Source organism: Neobacillus sp. 19 (genome assembly GCF_049463095.1).
Taxonomy (GTDB): domain Bacteria; phylum Bacillota; class Bacilli; order Bacillales; family Cytobacillaceae; genus Neobacillus.
The window spans coordinates 236,073-256,606 of the sequence record NZ_JBMPZU010000019.1; the positions used below are offsets into that span (position 1 = coordinate 236,073).

Below are 20,534 nucleotides of genomic sequence, written 5' to 3' on the forward strand. Positions count from 1 at the left end.
TACCTTAATTTTAGTGATTTTAGAAAATTATGAAACGGCTTACATTGACCAATAGGGTGGAAAATATTGAACTGTAATTTTCACCATCAATCAAAACAATATTCTCCATCAATATGAAAGGCTTGGTTAAATTATGGTACTATAAGGGAAAATCCTTTTTTTTAAATGAATTTACAACAAGCTGGCGGGGAGGAAGGTTAGTCTTGATTCAAGATGAATACTAACCGATCAATATGGGATGGAGCATTCGGAAAAAGTTAATCATTTTTTTAATGGCAGTAACGGTTCTCCCTTTTGGAAGCTCCATCGCCATTACCTATTATCAGACGACCCAATCACTTAATAATCGATTTGTTTCAACAAACCATGAGCTGATCGAAAAAGGTGAGGAAGAGCTTACCGTTTATTTAGACGATGTGGCACAAATGTCTACCGTTCTTTACCGCTATACACCGTTTATGAATGTGATGCGGGATGGGATTTCACAGGACTTTATTACAAGTCAAGAGGAAGTACGAAGAGCGCTTGCCTATTTATTTAATTCCCGACCTGAAATTGAACAAATGCATCTTTATATTGATAAAGGAAAAGATTCGTATACCAATTATCATTCAAGAATTAGCGGCAGAGGGAAGTATGAACATATTTTTTCGCATCCTTACTATGCCCGGCTGCATCACTCCAGCGATTTTTCGGTGATACAGCCGCCTCATGAAATATATAGTTATAATCATCAATCAGTCATTCCTAACTCTCAAAAAAAGGATGTACTAAGCTTTCATAATATCTTGCTTGACGTTCCGTCCGACCGATTTTTAGGTTTTTTATCGATTGATATTAATCTTTCAAAAATAAGTGCGATTGCCGATCGATTATACACAAAAGATATAGAAGATCTTTATATAATGGATGAGAATGGAACGATTATTTACGCATCTGAGGAAAAGGAAATCGGAAAAAAGAATAATGAAAATTGGTTTAAACATGTGAAGCAGAGACCGCAAGAGGAAAAAAGCGTTGAATGGAAGGATAAACAATTTTCAGGTGTCATTGTCTCTGAAAGATTTTCGGCTCCATATAAGAATTGGTATATTGTAAAACGTATTCCATATGATGTCCTTTATCAAGGTGCCAGACAAACAGCGTTCATTAATATTGTGATAGGTTTGATTACACTTGTGGTTGTTTTATTTGCCACCATGGCGGTTTCCTTTAAGCTCACTGCTCCAATTAAAGTATTGATTGGCAATATGAAAAAAGTTGAGAAGGGTGAGTTTGAGGCTGATTTTGACTCGTTAGGGAATGATGAAATCGGTATGCTCGGACGCCATTTCAAACGTATGCTTGATCAAATTAATGAACTGATTTTACGTGAATATAAATTAGAACTTGAAAATAAATCCTCACAGCTTCGGGTACTGCAATCGCAAATCAATCCGCATTTTTTATATAATGCCTTTCAGTCGATTGGAACCTTGGCGCTGAAAATGAAAGCAGTCCCAGTGTATTCGTTATTAACATCATTATCAAACATTATGAGATACAGCATGAATATGAAGGAAGATATTGTTCCGTTTGAAAAAGAGATAAAGCATGTTGAGGCCTACCTATCATTACAAAAACAACGATTTGACGAACAGCTTGATTTTCATATTTCAGTTGAGAAAGAGGTAGAAGGGATTCTTGTCCCGAAAATGATCCTTCAGCCGATTGTAGAAAATTGTTTTAAGCATGGATTTGATCAACAGGTCGAAAAAGAAGTGATTCATATCGAGGCCACTTTAAATGTTGAAGATATGGTTTGTATCTTTGTCAAGGACAATGGGATTGGCGTAACAGAAGAGCAGCTAGTAAGAATTCGCCAAGAATTGTTTGAAGGCCGCATTCTAGAAGGCAATCAGAGGGAATCAATCGGTTTAAAAAATATCTATGACCGTCTGCAAATTTATTATGGTACTGAGGCTGTTATGTCTGTTGACAGCTTGGAAAAAGGCGGGTTTATGGTTACGATCCAGATTCCAAGGGTTATGCAAAAAGAGGTGGAGCATTCATGAAAGTTTTAATCGTTGATGATGAAAAACATGTTCGCGAAGGTATTAAGCTGCTAGGGGAATGGGAGCAGAATGGGATTACGGAAATTTTTGAGGCAGGGAATGGAGAAGAAGCCATTCAACTGATTCAAACACACAAACCGCAGATTATTTTTTCAGATATGAAGATGCCAAAAATGGATGGCACGCTGCTGTTAGAATGGATAAAGGAAAACCAGCCCGCCAGTAAAACGATTGTTGTGACCGGCTACGATGATTACCATTATATGCGAAAAGCCATTCATTTCGGGAGTATGGACTATTTGTTAAAGCCTGTCGACCCAGAGATATTAAATCATACATTGGAAAATGCCGTTAAAGAATGGAAGAAAGAAGAAAACGACAGGGAGAAAAAGGCGAGCAGCGCACAATTAATCAATGAGATGAAGCCCGTTTACCGTGACCGTAAACTAACCCAGCTAATCAACAGTGACAAAATCGAAATCGATTTGTATGAAGAATTCGGGTTTCATCCATCGCAGCAGTATACAGTTGTTCTCATCCGGATTAATCAAAAGGCGAGTAAGGCTTTTAATGGTGACCGGGACTTGACATACTTTACCATCTTAAATATTATCAATGAACTGCTTTTTGAAAGTGAATGTGGAATTGGTTTTCGATATTTGGCTAATAAGGGCGAAATTGTCATTATTTTTTGGAAACAGTTTGACCGAATTGAGGAGCTTTTAGCGCAAATTTATAAGACGATTAATGATACGATCCATATGTCCTGTCCGATTGCGATTGGAAAAACAGTTGATAAGAGCACTAGGTTGATTGATTCTTATCAGCATGCAAAACAAGTAATGCTAACTAGCAATCTTTTGAAGGAAACGGAAAACCGTGTGTATCGGCAGGATGTACTGTCAGTGGAAACGTTAAAAAGCTTGATGGTCTATACAGCAAATATCGAATTAGCTGTACAAGTAGGTGAAATCGGAGCATTTGAGGAATTGATTGAGCAAATAGCGAGGGATTATACCGAAAATCAGTATTTATCCTTAAAACAACTACTCCATTTAGAAAATGAATATTTAATGATTAGTAATCGCTGGTTTAAAACTTATACTATTACGTTGAAAGTATCGGATGATATTGAAAAACGGATGGATGTTTTTTTTGACAAGAGCGGCACCTTTCAGCTGGAAAAATATAAACAGAGGATTAAGCGGGAGATTGCGCTTTTTTTGAAAAAAGTAAAGCGGAAGACGAGTCAGAACACTAGTAATGTAATAGTTGAAATTGAAAAATACCTGCAGGCCAATTTTGACCGTGATGTGAAGCTGCAGGAAATATCAGATCACTTCTATATTAGCAGGGAATATATCTCGAGGAAGTTCAAACAAGAGTTTAATGTAAACATCTCTGATTATATCGTGAAGTTCCGCATGGAACGAGCCAAATCTTTATTGAAAAATAGTCAGTTAAAGATTTACGAAATAGCGAACATGGTTGGCTATCAGGATGATAAATACTTCCGGAAGGTGTTTAAAAAGGTGATAGGTGTTACACCGAATGAATATCGTTCAACCATGTAAAACATGCAATGGGGGCAGTGCCAAAATACGGCTAACTGCTCTTTTTTATGCAAAAATCTTTTTATTCGATCCGCCTGTAAGCACCAGGGGCGATGCCATGTTTCTTTTTAAAAACCTTATGAAAATAAGGATAGCTCCCAAAGCCACAATCCATAGCAATCTGTTCGAGTGTCATTGTGGTATACTTCATCCTCTCAATAGCCGCAGCAAGCCGAATTTCCTGCGCGTACTCCATCATCGTTTTTCCAACACTGCTTTTGAATAAATGAACAGACCGCGAGATACTAAGACCGGCATGCCGGGCGACATCTTCCACTTTAAATGCTGTCATGGCATGCTCTTCAATATACCGCATCATCCTTGTTACTGAATACGGGTGGTTGAAGGAAGGACCTGTTTCACTGATGACCCGTTCCAAAGTTAAACAGAGAGCTCGCAATAAATAGTCGATAAGCTCTTCATTTTGGCTGGATTCCGGTCTGCGTTTCTCAATCATAATATAGCGCCATAGTGCTAACAGCTTCTCATCCAATTCAATTCGAGAGATATCTGGTTTGTCGAAACCACTCCACCACTCATCAATCCAGGCACCTTCGCAAATTATGTGATAATCTCCGCTGATTTGCCCTTCTTTAACTAGTAATTCATAATGATCCCCCGGCTTAATAAGGAGGAGGTCTCCTTTCCCAACCTCCATTTTTCTACCTTTCACTACCACTTGGCAGAGTCCTTCTGTTTGCAGGCGAAATAGATAGGATGGATATCCGGATTTGTGCTGTGAATGGTATCCATTTATGTGAATTGAATAGGCGCAGAATAATATATTTGTTGACATTTGCTCACCTTCAAAAATAAATAGCAAAATAGTTGATGTTTTCATTATATCATCTATATTTATTTACTGATATTCATAATAAGATGTAATCAAATAAGGAATGTCTGAAGAATTGGGGGGATGTTATGTTCAATATTTTCCACCCTAACGGACAATGTAAGCCGTTTCAATAATTCTCTCATTCTCTAAAATAAAGATAAAGCGAACAATCAAAAAGGAGTGTCAATCATCATGTTAAAAGTAACCGTATGGAATGAAAACCGTCACGAACAAAAAAATCCCGTTGTCAAAGATATATACCCGACTGGAATCCATGGAGCCATTGCCGATTTCCTTCAAGCTGAAGGATTTGAAGCGGGAACCGCTACACTGGATGAACCGGAGCACGGCTTAACAGATGAAGTACTTGCTAACACGGATGTATTAGTTTGGTGGGGGCACCTCGCTCACGGTGAAGTGAAAGATGAGATTGTTCAAAAGGTACAGCAGCGTGTCCTTGACGGCATGGGACTGATTGTCCTACATTCCGGCCATTTTTCAAAAATCTTTAAAACATTAATGGGGACTAGCTGTGATTTGAAGTGGCGCGAAGCCGACGAAAAAGAGCGCCTATGGGTCGTAAGCCCAAGCCACCCGATTGCTGAAGGAATCTCTGAATATATCGAATTAGAAAAAGAAGAAATGTACGGTGAGCATTTTGATATCCCACAGCCAGATGAGTTGATTTTTACAAGCTGGTTTGAAGGCGGCGAAGTATTCCGCAGCGGATGTACCTACAAACGCGGAAATGGTAAGGTGTTTTATTTCCGGCCTGGTCATGAAACCTATCCGACCTATCATAATAAACAAATTCAGCGTGTCATCATTAATGCAGTGAAATGGGCACAGCCAGTGAAACGGGAACGCCCTGTTTATGGAAACGCTAAGCCTTTAGAAGAAATTAAAGGGGGAAAATAACAATGGGAAAATTAAGAATTGGGGTCATCGGATGCGGCAGTATTGCCCAGCATCGCCATCTGCCAGAATATAAAGCTAATAAAAATGTTGAGCTTATTGCTGTTTGTGACATCAATGAAGCACGTGCAAAGCAAGTAGCGGATAAGTTTGAAGCCACTGCCTACTCAAGCTATGAAGAGTTATTAAATAGCGGCACGGTTGATGCGGTCAGCGTTTGTACGCCAAACTATCTTCATGCACCCATCTCGATTGCGGCATTGGAAGCAGGTGTTCATGTTCTTTGCGAAAAACCAATGGCAACATCGAAAAGAGAAGCGGAGGCCATGATTGCAGCTGCGAAAGATAGCGGCAAAAAGTTGATGATTGCCCATAATCAGCGTTTTGTCCCTTCCCATAAAAAAGCACGCCAATTAATTGCGAGCGGTGAAATTGGCAAAATATACAGTTTCCGTACAGCCTTCGGACATGGCGGTCCGGAAGGCTGGAGTGTCGAGGGCAAGGAAGGCTGGTTTTTCCAAAAAGAAAAAGCATTTGTTGGCGCGATGGGCGATTTAGGTGTTCATAAAACAGACTTATTGCGATATGTATTAGGAGAAGAAATTACCGAAGTGGGTTCCTTTGTAGAAACGAGCGCGAAAGACTTTGCAACGGTTGATGATAATGCAGTTTGTGTATTAAAAACAGAAAGCGGAATCATCGGAACCCTTGCCGCTAGCTGGGCCTATGTAAGTAAAGAAGATAATTCTACTATTATATATGGTGAAAAGGCGATTCTTCGCTTAGAAGAAGACCCCGCCCATTCACTCGTTGTCCAATATGCGAATGGTGAAGTCGTCAAATACGAACTTGGGAAAATTCAATCCAATGATGAGGGCGGTCAAAATAATTCTCACGTGATTGAGAAGTTTGTGAAGTGCATTCTTCTTAATGAGGAGCCGCCGGTTCCTGGTGAGGAAGGGATGAAATCATTAGCGGTCATATTGGCGGCCCTTGAGTCGAATGAAACAAAACAAATTGTCAGAGTGAACGAACGATGAAAAAACTGCGAATTGGCTTAATCGGGGTCGGCGGCATTGCACAGGGCCGCCATATCCCTGCATTTCTTCAATTAAGTGATATCTGTGAAATAACAGCAGTAAGTGATGTAAACAGTGAAAGAGCTCTTGCAATCGCTGAGAAACATAGTATCCCATATGTTTTTGCGGATTATCGGGATCTATTTTCAAAAGTGGATGCCGTTTGTATTTGTACGCCAAATAAATTCCATGCTGAGATTACGATTGCTGCTTTTGAGGCAGGAGTACACGTTCTTTGCGAGAAGCCGATGGCTCTTAATGCGGATGAGTGCGAAGCGATGATAAACGCTTCGCAAAAAGCGGGCAAGGTACTGGCGATTGCCTATCATTACCGTTTTATGAAAGAAGCACAAGCGGCTAAAAAGGTGATGGGGGAAGTTGGAACACCGCTAGTGGTAAGGGTCCAGGCATTAAGACGCCGCAAAGTTCCAGGCTGGGGCGTTTTTACCAATAAAGACCTTCAAGGCGGGGGAAGCCTAATTGATTTTGGCTGCCATCTTCTTGATTTAGCCCTTTGGCTGATGGGAAACCCAAAACATATCGAGGTGTCAGGCACCACTTATAATGCGTTAAGCAGAATTCCTGATCAAGTGAACCAATGGGGAACCTTTGATCACGAATCCTTTAATGTGGATGATCATGTCACGGCTTATATGAAATTTGAAAATGGCGCATCAATGCTATTCGAAACGTCATGGGCAGCCAATATTAAAGATGATGTTGCAAATGTTAGTATTTCAGGTGTCACTGGCGGCATAAATGTATTCCCATTGGAGCTTTATACTTCAAAGAACGGAATGCTATTAAACAGCGGGGCTCCTTGGCTGCCGGGTGAGGATGATCCAGATTTACCGCAGGCTAAGAATTTTATCAACGCATGTGTCGGACTTGAAGAACTAGCGGTCAAGCCTGAAGAGGCATTGCAAGTTTCACAAATTATCGACCGAATTTATGAGAGTGGGAGGAATTCATTATGAAACTAGGTGTTTTTACCGTACTTTTTGCGGATAAATCATTTGAAGATATGCTGGATACTGTAAAAAATGCAGGATTACAAGCGGTTGAAATTGGAACCGGCTGCTATCCGGGAAACAATCATTGTGATCTAGATACGTTATTGGAAAGTGAAGAAGCCCGCCGCGAATATATTCAGAAGGTTGCAGAGCGTGGTCTCATGATTAGTGCTTTTAGCTGCCATGGCAATCCGATTTCCCCTGAAAAGGAATTTGCTGTAAATTCTCATGAAACTCTTTTAAAGACGATTAAATTGGCTTCTTTACTTGGTGTGCCTGTAGTGAACTGTTTTTCAGGAACAGCAGGCGACCATGATGGCGCGAAATATCCAAACTGGCCTGTTACTCCATGGCCAAATGAATACGGCTCCGTTTTACAGTGGCAATGGGACGAAAAGCTGATTCCATACTGGAAAGAGGTTGGCCAATATGCCAAGGACCATAATGTGAAAATTGGTCTTGAACTTCATGGAGGTTTTTTAGTTCATACACCATATACGTTGTTAAAATTACGTGCGGAAACATGTGATGCCATTGGTGCTAATTTAGACCCAAGCCATCTATGGTGGCAGGGGATTGATCCGGTAGCAGCGATTAAAATTTTGGCAAAAGAAAATGCGATTCATCATTTCCATGCGAAAGACACATACATTGATCAGGATAATGTGAATATGTATGGATTAACGGATATGCAGCCATACGGGGAAGTGCGCTCACGTGCCTGGACTTTCCGTTCAGTTGGCTGTGGACATAGTTTAAAAGAATGGTCGGACATGATGAGCGCCCTTCGCACGTACGGTTATGATTATGTGGTCAGCATCGAGCATGAGGATCCGATTATGTCGATTGAGGAAGGCTTTAACCGGGCTGTTGTTAATTTAAAATCTGTCATAATTGAAGAACCTGTATCGCAAATGTGGTGGGTCTAACGGCTAATTTTCAAAAAGAGGTGCATCATGAGCAAAAAGTGGTGGAAAGAAAGTGTCGCCTATCAGGTTTACCCGCGAAGCTTCATGGATAGCAATGGGGACGGGATTGGTGATTTAAAAGGGGTAACATCCAAATTAGATTACTTAAAAGAGCTGGGAATTGATGTCATTTGGCTGTCGCCAATGTTCAAATCACCAAATGATGACAATGGTTATGATATCTCTGATTACCAAGATATTATGGATGAATTCGGGACAATGGCCGATTTCGATGAGCTGCTAGAAGGCGTTCATCAGCGCGGTATGAAGTTGATCCTAGATTTGGTCATCAATCATACAAGCGATGAACATCCATGGTTTATTGAATCCCGTTCTTCCAAGGATAATCCAAAACGTGATTGGTACATTTGGAGAGATGGTAAAGCTGGAAAACAACCAAATAACTGGGAATCAATTTTCAGCGGTCCTGCATGGAGGTATGATAAAAAAACGGATCAATATTTCATGCACATCTTTTCTGCCCGTCAGCCTGATTTAAACTGGGAAAATTCTGAGGTTCGGGATGCGCTCCACAGCATGGTGAATTGGTGGCTCGACAAAGGTATCGACGGTTTTCGTGTGGATGCCATTTCTCATATTAAAAAAGAACCGGGATTCCCAGATATGCCTAACCCGGATCATTTAGATTACGTCCCATGTTTTCCTAAAATGATGAATGTGGATGGGATTGATGAGTGGTTAAGAGAACTTTCTGAGAAAACGATCAAGAACTATGACGTGATGACTGTTGGCGAGGCAAACGGGGTCGGGCTAGATGATGCCGATCGTTGGGTTGGCGAAGAAAACGGCTATTTCAATATGATTTTCCAATTTGAGTTTTTGAACCTTTGGAATAAGGATGCAAAAGGCGGTACAGATGTACGCGCTTTGAAGAAGAACTTAACCAAATGGCAAAAAGGGCTGGAAGGCAAGGGATGGAACGCCTTATTCATTGAAAACCATGACCAGCCGCGCCGAGTTTCAAGCTGGGGCGACGATAAGAAATATTGGCAAGAAAGTGCCAAGATGCTAGGTGCCCTATACTTCCTAATGAAGGGCACGCCATTTATCTATCAAGGGCAGGAAATTGGAATGACCAATATCCAATTCCCATCCATTGAAGATTATAATGATGTCGGAATGGTCAACTTTTACCATGTCGAAACAGCCAAAGGCCGTCCACATGATGAGATTATGGAGATAATTTGGAAGCAATGCCGTGACAATGCCCGAACGCCGATGCAATGGAATGGCACCAACATGGGCGGATTTACAATAGCTGACCATACCTGGCTTGGGATAAATCCAAACTATAGGGAAATCAACGTTGAAAAACAAGTAAACGATCCTGATTCTATTTTTAATTTTTATAAGAAATTGATTCAACTACGCAAGAACAATCCATTGTTTGTTTACGGCACCTATGAATTATTACTAGCAAACCATCCTAGGCTGTTTGTTTATATACGGAAATTAGGCAGCAGACAGGCCATTGTTATCAATAACTTTAGTGCAAAAGAAACTAGGTTTAAATTGCCGTCAAGCGTAAACTATTCCACGTCTGACCTTGTTCTGCACAATTATGACGTGTCTGGACAGAAATTACGTAAAGAATTCACACTTAAACCTTATGAAAATAGAGTATATTTATTGAAATAAAACAAGACGATTCGGATTTCCGAATCGTCTTTTGCCTTGAAGAATAGGCTATGCAGTCACTTTTGCTTTTGTATTGCCAATCCCTTTTTTGCTCATTTTTCTGATGAAAGGAACGACCCACCTGTCTAAACCGATTCTACCAGCATTATAACCGGCGGCTAGGATGATAAATCCAAGGAATATGTCTGTTGGGTTATGAGAAACCGTACCTGCTAAGAAGAAGCTAAAGTTCATGACGAGACCAAAGAACATGGCGGCAGTGGTTAAGCATCCTAGGAGAAGTCCTAAGCCGATTAATAATTCACCCCAAGGAACGATAAAGTTAAATATGTCTACATTTGGAAGGGCAAATCCTTTTAAGAATTCAACATACCAGCCGTAAACTACGGTACCATCCGGCCCTTTCACCGGATTCGCTGTCACACCTTTTAAAAATCCAGATGCGTCAAATCCTCCTGTTATTTTGTGTAACCCTGCTGTAAACCAAGAATAGCCGAGGTATAATCGTATGACTGTTAAGAGGACGGCAGAGATTTTATTTTCCCGTAATAATTTGTTAAACATAATGCCTTCCGCCTTTCGTTTATTATTTGTTTCTCTTTCTACTTCCAATATATTAGATTTTTATATAAAAAACATGGCTATAGTAACAAGTTCAAAGTTTGTTCGAAATGTTTTGACAAATAAATGAACAGTGCAATAGAAAAAAATGCGTAATCACTTTCATTTTCCAAATCCTTCAATTGTTAAAAAAGTCGAATTTTGTTATTTTATAGTTACATAAATTTTTTGCCAGCCTTTTGTAGAGAAAAAAGGAGAAGACAAATGAGACCTAAACTCGAACACTTTCAACTTAAATGGATCGTTTTCTTTTGCTTGATTACTATGTCCGAAATTCTTGATATCACCGCTTCATTCTTTCATTCTACTATAGTGGTTTTTCGATATGTCTCAATTGTTGTGCTCCTAGGTATAATCCCATTTCTAATTGTCACCTTAAAAAGGTGGGTAAACACGGAAGAAGAGCTTATGCAAAACAAACAAAAATTAAACAATATATTTGATACCCTTGATGTAGCTATATGGTCGCATGATTTAAAAACAGATACGCTATTCATCACCCAGGGGATTGAAAAATTATATGGATATGAGTCAGAAGATTTTTATCAGGATCATCAACTTTGGAAAAAAGTTATTTACCCAGACGATTTACCGATTTTGGCAAAAAGAAAAGCAAAAGTTGCTCAGGGAGAAATTGTGACGAGTGAGTATCGAATTATTCGGCCAGACGGGGAAGTGCGCTGGATTTTAGACAGAGGTTTTCCAACGCTTAGTCTACAAGGGAATCTTGATCATTTTAACAGCGTTTTATTTGATATAACTGATCTGAAAGAAAGTGAAGACAGGTATCGGAGTTTAGTAGAAATGTCTCCAGATATTATTGCAGTCGTCAGCCAAGATAAAATTGATTATATTAATGAGGCTGGCTGTAAGTTAGTTGGGGCAAGCCATCCTGAAGAGTTAATTGGACAATCACCGTTGAATTTTGTCCCGGCAGAAATTATTGAAGCCTTCAGAATTAAGGGAGTTACACATCATGAAAAAAGTAAGAGACTTGAATTTCAGGTGAAACAACTGAACGGGGAGACCATTGATGTTGAAATGGCTTCCGCACCTATCTTTTATGAAGGCAGGTTTGCGGTCCAGGTGGTCGGCAGAGATATCACTGAACGAAAGATTGCTGAAAAGACCATTCAAAATATGGCGTATTTTGATTCATTGACAAGTCTGCCAAACCGAAATCAGTTTAGGAATCACCTTAACGAAGTATTAAATCGGCAGCTAGATAGTAATCTGCTCGCTGTTTTATTTTTAGATCTAGACCGGTTTAAGGTCATTAATGATACGAAGGGTCATACCGTTGGAGATAAGATTCTTCAAAGGGTGGCGAACAGATTAGAAATGGCCGTTCAAGATGATGGGTTTGTCTCGAGACAGGGTGGGGACGAATTTATTATTTTACTCGAAGATACGGATAAGGAACGGGCCGCTGTGGTAGCCCAACGAATCCTATATGAATTTTCTAAACCATTGGAAGTGAACAGCCAAGAATTCTTTGTCACACCTAGCATTGGCATCAGTCTTTATCCAACAGATGGGTTAGATGAAGAATCCTTAATAAAAAATGCAGATATTGCAATGTACCAGGCAAAGGAACGCGGGAAAAATAATTTCCGATTCTATTCCTCCAATTTGAATGGTTTATCGGTTCAGAAAATGGAGATGGAAAATGCATTGCGCAAAGCCATAGAAAAGAATCAGTTGGCGCTTTATTATCAGCCGCAGATCTCTTTGGCAACAGGGGAATTAGTTGGAATTGAGGCATTAATTCGCTGGCAGCATCCGGAACACGGGTTTATTGCCCCTTCTGAATTTATTCCTTTAGCGGAGGAAACTGGGCTGATTGTGCCAATCGGCAAATGGGTGTTGTGGGAAGCCTGCATACAAAGAAAAGCTTGGGGAAATGCAGGTCTTTGTCATGTTCCAGTCGCCGTCAATGTATCGGTTCGCCAATTTGAAGATGATCATCTCATTGAATATATTTCAACCGTATTGGATGAGGTAGGACTTGAGGCGGACCAATTGGAACTGGAAATTACCGAAAGTATCATGCAAAACTTGGAGAATTCAACGATTATCCTTAATCAACTAAAAAAGCGTGGTGTGCTGCTTTCCATCGATGATTTTGGAACAGGCTATTCTTCGCTAAGTTATTTAAAGCATCTGCCAATTGATAAAATCAAAATCGATAAAACATTTGTCGATGATATTATTTATCATTCGAATCAAGGTGTGATGGTTAAAACGATAATTGATATGGGGTTAAATTTGAATTTTACCGTTATAGCTGAGGGTATTGAAACCGATGAACAACTTTTCTTTTTGAAGAAGAATGAGTGTAAGATTGGTCAAGGGTACTTATTCAGCAAGCCTATTCCTTCTGAACAAATGGAAGAATATCTTTTGAATACAAACAGAAAAAGTGGTACTCCTAATTCATAAAAGGGGGTACCACTTTTTATATGATGTACAAGTGTCTACTCGTTTTACTGTCCCCATTTCATCGCCACGGTTAAGGTGCAGCAATTACTCGGATGTTGTTGGGTTGGTTCCGTTGTTAGGATGAAATTCACACCGGATGGGGTAAACTTCGTTATCACTGGCACTTTTAAACCAATAGATTTAATCATTTGATCTACTTCAGCGTTTTTTCCTTGCTGGGCCTCGCTCATCAATTTTTTTGAAAAATTAAGATCGCCTAAACGGTCTAATAATATACTTCCTTGTTCCATTAATAGGCGGAATGACTTTACTGAGCCCGCAAAAATTTTCGTATCAACTGGCGGATACGTACGGGGAATAGGATAGGCTGCGGGGTAGCCGGGATAAGACGGCATTGGGTGAACAGCCGGATAATGAAAAGGGTAGTAGTACATGCTTCACTCTCCTTTCACCTAGAAAAACACAAGGCCATATACGGTATGAAAGTATTGGATTATTGGTTCCTTGGAATTTCGAATAGAAACGTGATTCAAATCACCGTAATGATTGTCCATTTCTGGTAAATTGTAACTGAATTCGAAATTTTCTCAAAATCAGGAGGGGAAAAGGTGACAATTAAACGATTAGCTTTCATCAGCATTCTATTAACCTATTTCTTAATCGTATTTGGAGGCTATGTGGCTTCCTCAAATTCTGGAATGGGATGCGGCCCGGAGTGGCCATTATGTAATGGGGATGTGGTTCCGACTTTAAAGGGGGATACATTGATTGAATTTGCCCATCGGGTTATTGGAGCAGTCCTTGGGGTGCTGTCCGTCTGGTTATTTTTTAAGCTCATCCGCACAAAGGTTGAATTTACTGCCCGCTTAGTGGCTTTTTTTATGCTTGGATTGCTGATTTTTCAAGTGCTCTTGGGAGCAATTGTGGTAGTACGTGATTTGCCTTCGCTGATTATTACGATTCATTTAATCGTGGCCATGCTATTTCTTGCGTGCTTAATTTGGATCTGGAGGTATCCTGGTCTTGAGGACAGTTCTAAGCCCATTCATTTTATGAAAGGAATGGATAGGGGAGTAATTAGACATCTCAATATTTTACTCATTCTCCTTTTGGTGACACTCGCTTTTGGTGCTTATATAAAGCATCAATCCTACGGCTTAGCCTGTGGGTGGTTTGGCTGCAAACAATCCTTTTTTCCTTTATCAACTCCGGAGCTATTACAAACGATTCATCGAGGGCTGGCGGTTATTTCTACCATTTATATTCTGTTACTGACTTGCTGGGCATATGGAAAAGGATGGGGGAGAAGTCTTCGGCGGCGTCTTGCACTAGGAACGTTGACAATACTTATTCAACTTGTGATCGGGGCAGCGCTTGTGGTGACATTTATTGATATTCCATGGGCCGTGCTGCACCTTGCAGTTGCAACAGGATTGTTTGCTGTTATAAGTGAGGCAAGGATATACGCCGGGAATGGGCTGATGAAAACAAGCTCTAGCATTATGACTAGCAGAAAATGGCATAGCGGCAGAGAGAGTCTCGATTAATACAAAAAGCGTGTGGATTTCATGGCATCCACACGCTTTTTATTAATGTATCCGAATATTTCCACTAGAAACATCAAGGTCGATATCATATTTACCAGATCCATGTTTACCTTGAATACTGTGCTTATTAAGCTCTTTCTCAGTCAATGGAAAATCGCTAGAAATGTTTCCGCTGCTAATATCGCCGTTAAGAGTGAAGTCCGCGTTATCAGGTAAATCAAGCCCCACATTCCCAGAGCTTACATCAATTTTTACTGAATTTTCCAATTGGTCCATTTGGAGAGTTAGTCTACCAGATGAAACATCAGCTTCAATCGCACCGGTATAGTGCCTAATTTCAAGGTTACCGGAACTAAGGTCAAAGGTACCTGTTTCCGTCTTAAGTGAATCTATCTCTACATTACCGGAGCCTACATCCTGTTTCCATTGGTTTACGATAAGATTTCTGAAAGTCATGTTACCAGAACCAATATCAACGGTTACTTCATCTAATTTAAGCGGCTTCTCTTTAGACTGACCGGACAAATGTAAATTTCCTGAACCCAAATCAATCACCATATTTCGGTCGTAATCTTTAGGAATGTATATCTTTAACTGAGACTTTTCTGAAAACGTAAACCAGTTGAACCAATTAAATCCCTTGCTTTTTACGGAAACCTCCACTGTATCTCCCATTTCTGTAACCTTTAATGTTTGCTTCCCATTATAAACAGCCTTTAAATTGGAGCGATCCTCCGGAATAATTGTTGTACTAACACTTGATACATCTACTTTTATTACCTCGGTAGCATTGGTAATGGCTGCTTGCCCGTTTGAATTACTGCCATTGCTTGCACCAAATATTTCAAAGCGGTGGGCCTGATTGAACACTATATATAATCCGGTTATTACCAATAGCAATACCAATATTCTTTTCATTTTTTAACATCCCCTTTTCTTTCGTACTCCTTCTATATATAGGATAATAAATCCTTCAGGTTTCCTCCATGTACCGGAGATTTATTTTTATCTAAGACTTAAGGTGTATTAAATGGTTCAACGACTACTTTATTTTCGAATAGCGAAAGATTTTTATCGTTCATATTAAAGAAATTGTGTTATTCTTGTTTTTGGAGGTGCAAGAAATGACAAACAAAAAGATTACACCAAAAGAGCTCCATGAAAGATTGCAAAGTGGTGAAAAGGTAGTCGTATTAGATGTCCGAGCAGAAGAAAAATTCAATGAATTTCATATAAAGGAAAGCCTTAATCTTCCTAAAAATATTATTTTTCAACTAGATGGAGAAGAAGAGGGGCAGATTTCCTTACCAAAAGATCAGGAAATGATTGTCACATGCACAACAGGGAATTCCGCAGCAAAATGTGCGGCTATTCTAGACACACACAAGTATCATGTGACTGTGTTGGATGGAGGTCTTACAGCGTGGAAAGCATATTTGAGCTCACTGGAAGATTGATGGGGAGAGTCCTCTAATCATGCAAAAATTAAATAAACAACTAGAAAAAATTATGCCTTTCATTACTCCGGTTAGCGTGGTATTGGGTGTGCTGCTCAGTACCTATCTGAAGGATTTTTCTTATTTAATCCCGTGGATTTTCGCCTTTATGACCTTCGCTGGAAGTTTAAGTTCTAACTTCAAATCATTAAAAGAGGTCATGATCCATCCGTTTCCCATTTTATTAGCGATGATGATCCTGCATGTCCTCATGCCCCTATGGGCCTGGGGAGTTGGGCATATCGCTTTTTCAGGTGATGCCTACACGATCACCGGACTCATTTTAGGAATGGTTATCCCAACAGGTGTCACAAGCTTTATTTGGGTTTCCATCTATAAAGGCAATATTCCCTTAGTGCTGGCAGTGATCTTGATTGATACATTGCTTTCGCCAATCCTAGTTCCGCTTTCACTTTCGTTGTTTGTCGGTCAACGGGTTGAACTGGACTTCATCAGTATGATGAAAGGATTATTGGGGATGATTGTCATTCCTTCCCTTATCGGCATGCTATTAAACCAAGCCACAAAGGGGAAAATTAATGAACAAGTAGGTTCCCGGCTTGCTCCTATTTCAAAAATATGCATTGGTATTGTCGTTATGCTGAACGGCTCAGTCGTCGCTCCTTATTTAAAACATATCAATTTGAAACTTGTTGGTATTGCCTTGACCGTCTTTTTTATCGCCTTAACAGGGTATTTGTTTTCCTTCCTGTTAGGGAGGCTGATGAAACGAGATCGGGACACGGTAATCACATTGACTTTTTCAGGGGGAATGAGAAATATTAGTGCAGGTGCTGTACTGGCAGTCTCTTTTTTTCCGGCCGCAGTTGCGGTACCAGTGGTTGTTGGCATGTTATTTCAACAAATCCTTGCCTCAACGAATGGATATTTCCTCGATCGCTTTTACCATAAAAAAGTCCATGAACAAGAATCAGTTGCTCTATAAATTTAGCCAAAAGGGGTTTTTGGATTGAATATTATCGATCTCCATTGTGATGCTTTGATGAAGCTTCAAGAAGCCAATGGGACATTACGATTTGCGGATGCACCGGAATTACTTACAAATAAATCCAGGTTGCAGCAAGGCAAAGTCAAGGTACAATGCTTTGCGATTTTTATTGAACCAGATATTAAGGGAGATCAGAAATTTCAAGTCGCACTTGAGCAAATCGATTATTTTTACAAAGAAGTGCTGGGGAAAAATCCGGACATGGTTCATATCAGGGAATGGTCTGATTTTGATCGGTTAAAACTTGGCCAGATTGGTGCAATGTTAACGTTGGAAGGTGTAGATGCCATTGGAAACGACCTATCGAAGCTCCATATTCTTTTCCAGCTCGGGGTTCGCTCTGTTGGTCTAACTTGGAACCAAGCAAATCTTGCCGCGGACGGTGCCGGCGAACCGCGAGGTGGGGGACTAACGGTATTTGGAAAAGAGATTGTAGAGTTTAATAACGAACATCAAATCCTGACTGATGTATCGCATTTAAGCGATAAAGGAATTTGGGAGGTCATTGAATTAGCCAAATATCCGATTGCGAGCCACTCCAATGCGCGGGCACTATGTCATCATCCGCGCAACATAACAAATGAACAGGCGGAAGCGATGTTTGCCAAAGGCGGTCTGATTCACGTTGTGTATCATCCACCATTTATTAAAGAATCTGGCGAGGTTTTTATTAACGACCTTGTGAAGCATATTGATCATTTTTGTTCACTAGGAGGCGTAAAGCAACTTGGTCTAGGCTCTGATTTCGATGGAATATCCACTTTTGTAACTGATTTAGCAGATGCCTCTATGAGCCAAAATCTCATAAATGAACTGTTAAAGCATTTTAAAGAGGAAGAAGTGAGGGGATTTGCTTCCGAAAACTTCTTAAACCATCGGCCAGGGATCGGAAGATAAACTGTTATAAAGGAGATAATCCATTGTACCTTACAATAAAAGAAACAGCAGACTATTTATCGGTACCAGAGACAACCGTTAAAAGCCTTATCCAGCAAAAAAAAATTCGCGCCTTATTTGATGGCAGCGACTATTTAATTTACAAAGACCAATTCAACACTCATCTGAAACAGGTGGAAAAATACAAGGAATTGATTGAAGAAATCCTAAGCGAACCAATTCCGGATAGCATCGACGTAAAGGACGAGGATTAATGGTAACGACTATTTTTCTAAAAAGAGTCTATGAACCCTTTGATGAGAATGATGGCTGCCGAATTTTAATCGACCGGTTGTGGCCGCGGGGAATCTCTAAAGAGGCTTTGAAGTTAACCCATTGGTTTAAGGAGATCGCTCCAAGCACCGAACTTCGCAAATGGTTTTGCCATAAACCAGAGCTGTTTGAGGAATTTAAAGAGAAATATCTTAATGAACTTCTCAGCGATGATCAAAAGCAGGAGCTTATCGGGCAAATTTTTGAGATTGCGGCAGTGGAAAGGGTAACACTTCTTTATGGTGCGAAGGATCCGGTCTATAACCATGCTCAAGTATTAATGGAGGAACTTACTAGGTTAGAGGATACTATACAGTAAAAAAGCAGTTGGGCGGAAAATAGCTCAGCTGCTTTTCTTAGTCCTTTCGGAAACGCCCCATTACTTCCATGGTTTGCATGATGTTTACAAATGCCTTCGCATCCACTGTTCTAATGGTATGCTTCGTTTCATTTAGTTCAAACTTGGTAATCACGGTCGTTAACACCTTTTTCGGCTTATGGGTGTAGGCACCTTCCGCATCCGTTATTGTAACGCCGCGGGAATGCAGCCGGAGTAAGGCCTCACTAAGCTCTTCATATTTCTCTGTGACAATTGTTAAGGTTAATTTGTTCTGCGTGGTGTAAACCATATCCACAGCACGTCCGGCTACATAAATGGCGATAATGGTATACAGCGTAATATTCCAGCCGAAAATCAGCCCGGAAATCCCCACCACTAATAGATTCATACATGTATTTAAAAAGCCGACTTGCATGTTTTTTTGCTTGGCAAGGGTGAGACTGATGATATCTGTACCTCCGGTTGAGCCGCCAAGGCGAATGATAATCCCTACGGCAATTCCGTAAAGGGCACCGCCAATAATCGATGAAAGAAGTATATCAGGGCTAATCGCATGAATCGGAATAAACTTCATGCTAAATGATAAAACCACAACAGCGAAACCAGAGAGCAAAACAAATCGTTTTCCTAAGAATTTCATACCTAATAAAAATAATGGAATATTAATGGCCAAAATTACCCAACCGGTATTGATATTCGTATAATGGTGAATAAAAAAGGCGATGCCTGTTACACCACCTGACGTCAACTTATGTGGAATAAGAAAGGTATTAAAGGCAAATCCAAAAAGCATGGAGCATAGTCCAATGACGATGATTTGAAAAAGTAACCGAAACAATTGAAACACCTCTATTAATTCTGTGCTTTTTATTAAACACTTCATTTTAGTGTGAGTCAATATGATATTTTTAATGTCATTAGATTGTTAAAAAGATTTTGTGGTTGATAAAAAAACACCTCATTTGAGGAGTTTTAAATGACGTATAGGTAGACAGATAAAAAGTGCGCTAAGCTGCCCAGCATTATGAATATATGAAAAATCTCGTGGAAGCCCAAATACTTCGTTTCTAAAAACTTCGGTTTAGCCCCGTAAATGACTCCGCCAATGGTATAAAAGATTCCTCCTAGGATGAGTAAAAACAAACCGACTGGGTTTAAACTTCCTGTTAAGGGTGAAAAAACAAACACAATCATCCAGCCCATGGCGATGTATAAGGCAGTTGAAATCCAGCGCGGGCAATTAAACCACACCATTTTAAACACAACCCCGCTGATGGCTACACCAGAGATGATCGAAAATAGGATCGCACCTGTTTTTCCGTTCAAGCTAATAAAACAGAAAGGGGTGTACGTACCGGCGATCAGCACAAAAATCATCGAGTGATCAAGCCTCCGTAAAAAGGCAATGACATTAGCGCGGGCGATGACCATGTGATAGGTGGCAGATGCCGAGTAAAGCAGAATCATACTCACTCCAAAAATGATAACGGCCGAAAGTGTAAGCGGGGTAGGTGTCGTCATCGCCGCTTTAATTACCATGGCAAGCAGTCCGACAAAACTAAAAAGAGCTCCTGCTAAATGGGTTAATCCATTAATCGGTTCGCGAATATAATTGTTCAATTGAAATCCCCCTAACACATCATGTAGTTTTTGTAACTACTTATAATGATACTAGTAAGATGAAACCTAGTCAATGTTTATTTCATCATGTATAATAAAATTATCTATAAGTAC

Annotated in this window: 20 protein-coding genes; 14 read left to right on the plus strand and 6 right to left on the minus strand. The window is 40.1% G+C overall.

Annotated features, from left to right (window positions below):
* Nucleotides 1–272 precede the first annotated feature (272 nt).
* Nucleotides 273–2,054 (plus strand): sensor histidine kinase, encoded by a 1,782-nt coding sequence (locus ACO1D1_RS05065; RefSeq protein WP_223820905.1) that lies wholly within the window; start codon nucleotides 273–275, stop codon nucleotides 2,052–2,054.
* Nucleotides 2,051–3,628, plus strand: coding sequence for a response regulator (locus tag ACO1D1_RS05070; protein ID WP_423335176.1), 1,578 nt, complete (start codon nucleotides 2,051–2,053; stop codon nucleotides 3,626–3,628). The genes ACO1D1_RS05065 and ACO1D1_RS05070 overlap by 4 nt, the downstream gene beginning before the upstream one ends.
* A gap of 61 nt (nucleotides 3,629–3,689) precedes the next feature.
* Here the strand turns inward: ACO1D1_RS05070 and ACO1D1_RS05075 are convergent, their stop codons facing one another.
* Nucleotides 3,690–4,463 (minus strand): helix-turn-helix domain-containing protein, encoded by a 774-nt coding sequence (locus tag ACO1D1_RS05075; RefSeq protein WP_423335177.1) that lies wholly within the window; start codon nucleotides 4,461–4,463, stop codon nucleotides 3,690–3,692.
* Nucleotides 4,464–4,694: 231 nt separating this feature from the next.
* Between ACO1D1_RS05075 and ACO1D1_RS05080 the strand changes: the two genes are divergently transcribed.
* From ACO1D1_RS05080 to ACO1D1_RS05100, 5 genes are read left to right on the plus strand one after another with little or no spacing between them, the layout of a single operon-like run.
* Complete coding sequence (locus ACO1D1_RS05080) at nucleotides 4,695–5,420, plus strand: ThuA domain-containing protein (RefSeq protein ID WP_423335178.1); 726 nt, start codon at nucleotides 4,695–4,697, stop codon at nucleotides 5,418–5,420.
* Between the two features lie 2 nt (nucleotides 5,421–5,422).
* Nucleotides 5,423–6,457, plus strand: coding sequence for a Gfo/Idh/MocA family protein (locus ACO1D1_RS05085; protein WP_423335179.1), 1,035 nt, complete (start codon nucleotides 5,423–5,425; stop codon nucleotides 6,455–6,457).
* Entirely contained in the window at nucleotides 6,454–7,473 is a 1,020-nt protein-coding gene (locus ACO1D1_RS05090; RefSeq protein WP_423335180.1) for a Gfo/Idh/MocA family protein, read from the plus strand. The genes ACO1D1_RS05085 and ACO1D1_RS05090 overlap by 4 nt, the downstream gene beginning before the upstream one ends.
* Entirely contained in the window at nucleotides 7,470–8,438 is a 969-nt protein-coding gene (locus tag ACO1D1_RS05095) for a sugar phosphate isomerase/epimerase family protein (RefSeq protein WP_423335181.1), read from the plus strand. Before ACO1D1_RS05090 ends, ACO1D1_RS05095 begins: the two co-directional genes overlap by 4 nt.
* A gap of 27 nt (nucleotides 8,439–8,465) precedes the next feature.
* A complete protein-coding gene (locus ACO1D1_RS05100; RefSeq protein ID WP_149868915.1) occupies nucleotides 8,466–10,136 on the plus strand; it encodes a glycoside hydrolase family 13 protein in 1,671 nt (556 codons plus the stop codon).
* Between the two features lie 48 nt (nucleotides 10,137–10,184).
* On the opposite strand, the gene ACO1D1_RS05105 is transcribed toward ACO1D1_RS05100, so the two are convergent.
* The gene (locus ACO1D1_RS05105; RefSeq protein ID WP_149872610.1) at nucleotides 10,185–10,700 is read right to left on the minus strand and encodes a DoxX family membrane protein; all 516 of its coding nucleotides are present in this window, start codon (nucleotides 10,698–10,700) and stop codon (nucleotides 10,185–10,187) included.
* A gap of 261 nt (nucleotides 10,701–10,961) precedes the next feature.
* Between ACO1D1_RS05105 and ACO1D1_RS05110 the strand changes: the two genes are divergently transcribed.
* Entirely contained in the window at nucleotides 10,962–13,199 is a 2,238-nt protein-coding gene (locus ACO1D1_RS05110) for a sensor domain-containing protein (RefSeq protein WP_423335182.1), read from the plus strand.
* Between the two features lie 44 nt (nucleotides 13,200–13,243).
* On the opposite strand, the gene ACO1D1_RS05115 is transcribed toward ACO1D1_RS05110, so the two are convergent.
* On the minus strand, nucleotides 13,244–13,633 hold the full coding sequence (locus ACO1D1_RS05115; protein WP_149868917.1) for a hypothetical protein: 390 nt from the start codon (nucleotides 13,631–13,633) through the stop codon (nucleotides 13,244–13,246).
* A 174-nt stretch (nucleotides 13,634–13,807) separates the two neighbouring features.
* On the opposite strand from ACO1D1_RS05115, the gene ACO1D1_RS05120 reads away from it, so the two are divergent.
* Complete coding sequence (locus ACO1D1_RS05120) at nucleotides 13,808–14,746, plus strand: COX15/CtaA family protein (protein WP_149868918.1); 939 nt, start codon at nucleotides 13,808–13,810, stop codon at nucleotides 14,744–14,746.
* Between the two features lie 42 nt (nucleotides 14,747–14,788).
* Here the strand turns inward: ACO1D1_RS05120 and liaG are convergent, their stop codons facing one another.
* Entirely contained in the window at nucleotides 14,789–15,664 is an 876-nt protein-coding gene (gene liaG / locus ACO1D1_RS05125; RefSeq protein ID WP_423335183.1) for a LiaG family protein, read from the minus strand.
* Between the two features lie 206 nt (nucleotides 15,665–15,870).
* Between liaG and ACO1D1_RS05130 the strand changes: the two genes are divergently transcribed.
* The 5 genes from ACO1D1_RS05130 to ACO1D1_RS05150 are packed head-to-tail and all read left to right on the plus strand — an operon-like array spanning nucleotide 15,871 to nucleotide 18,779.
* Nucleotides 15,871–16,203, plus strand: coding sequence for a rhodanese-like domain-containing protein (locus ACO1D1_RS05130; RefSeq protein ID WP_149868919.1), 333 nt, complete (start codon nucleotides 15,871–15,873; stop codon nucleotides 16,201–16,203).
* A gap of 19 nt (nucleotides 16,204–16,222) precedes the next feature.
* Complete coding sequence (locus ACO1D1_RS05135; protein WP_423335184.1) at nucleotides 16,223–17,188, plus strand: bile acid:sodium symporter family protein; 966 nt, start codon at nucleotides 16,223–16,225, stop codon at nucleotides 17,186–17,188.
* Between the two features lie 24 nt (nucleotides 17,189–17,212).
* Nucleotides 17,213–18,148 (plus strand): dipeptidase, encoded by a 936-nt coding sequence (locus ACO1D1_RS05140; RefSeq protein WP_149868921.1) that lies wholly within the window; start codon nucleotides 17,213–17,215, stop codon nucleotides 18,146–18,148.
* Between the two features lie 23 nt (nucleotides 18,149–18,171).
* A complete protein-coding gene (locus tag ACO1D1_RS05145; protein ID WP_149868922.1) occupies nucleotides 18,172–18,402 on the plus strand; it encodes an excisionase family DNA-binding protein in 231 nt (76 codons plus the stop codon).
* The gene (locus tag ACO1D1_RS05150; protein WP_149868923.1) at nucleotides 18,402–18,779 is read left to right on the plus strand and encodes a DUF488 domain-containing protein; all 378 of its coding nucleotides are present in this window, start codon (nucleotides 18,402–18,404) and stop codon (nucleotides 18,777–18,779) included. The genes ACO1D1_RS05145 and ACO1D1_RS05150 overlap by 1 nt, the downstream gene beginning before the upstream one ends.
* 37 nt (nucleotides 18,780–18,816) lie before the next feature.
* Here ACO1D1_RS05150 and ACO1D1_RS05155 read toward each other — a convergent pair whose 3' ends face one another.
* On the minus strand, nucleotides 18,817–19,638 hold the full coding sequence (locus ACO1D1_RS05155) for a YitT family protein (RefSeq protein ID WP_223820907.1): 822 nt from the start codon (nucleotides 19,636–19,638) through the stop codon (nucleotides 18,817–18,819).
* A gap of 134 nt (nucleotides 19,639–19,772) precedes the next feature.
* Nucleotides 19,773–20,420, minus strand: a complete 648-nt coding sequence (gene trhA / locus ACO1D1_RS05160; RefSeq protein ID WP_423335185.1) for a PAQR family membrane homeostasis protein TrhA — start codon at nucleotides 20,418–20,420, stop codon at nucleotides 19,773–19,775.
* Nucleotides 20,421–20,534: the final 114 nt, after the last annotated feature.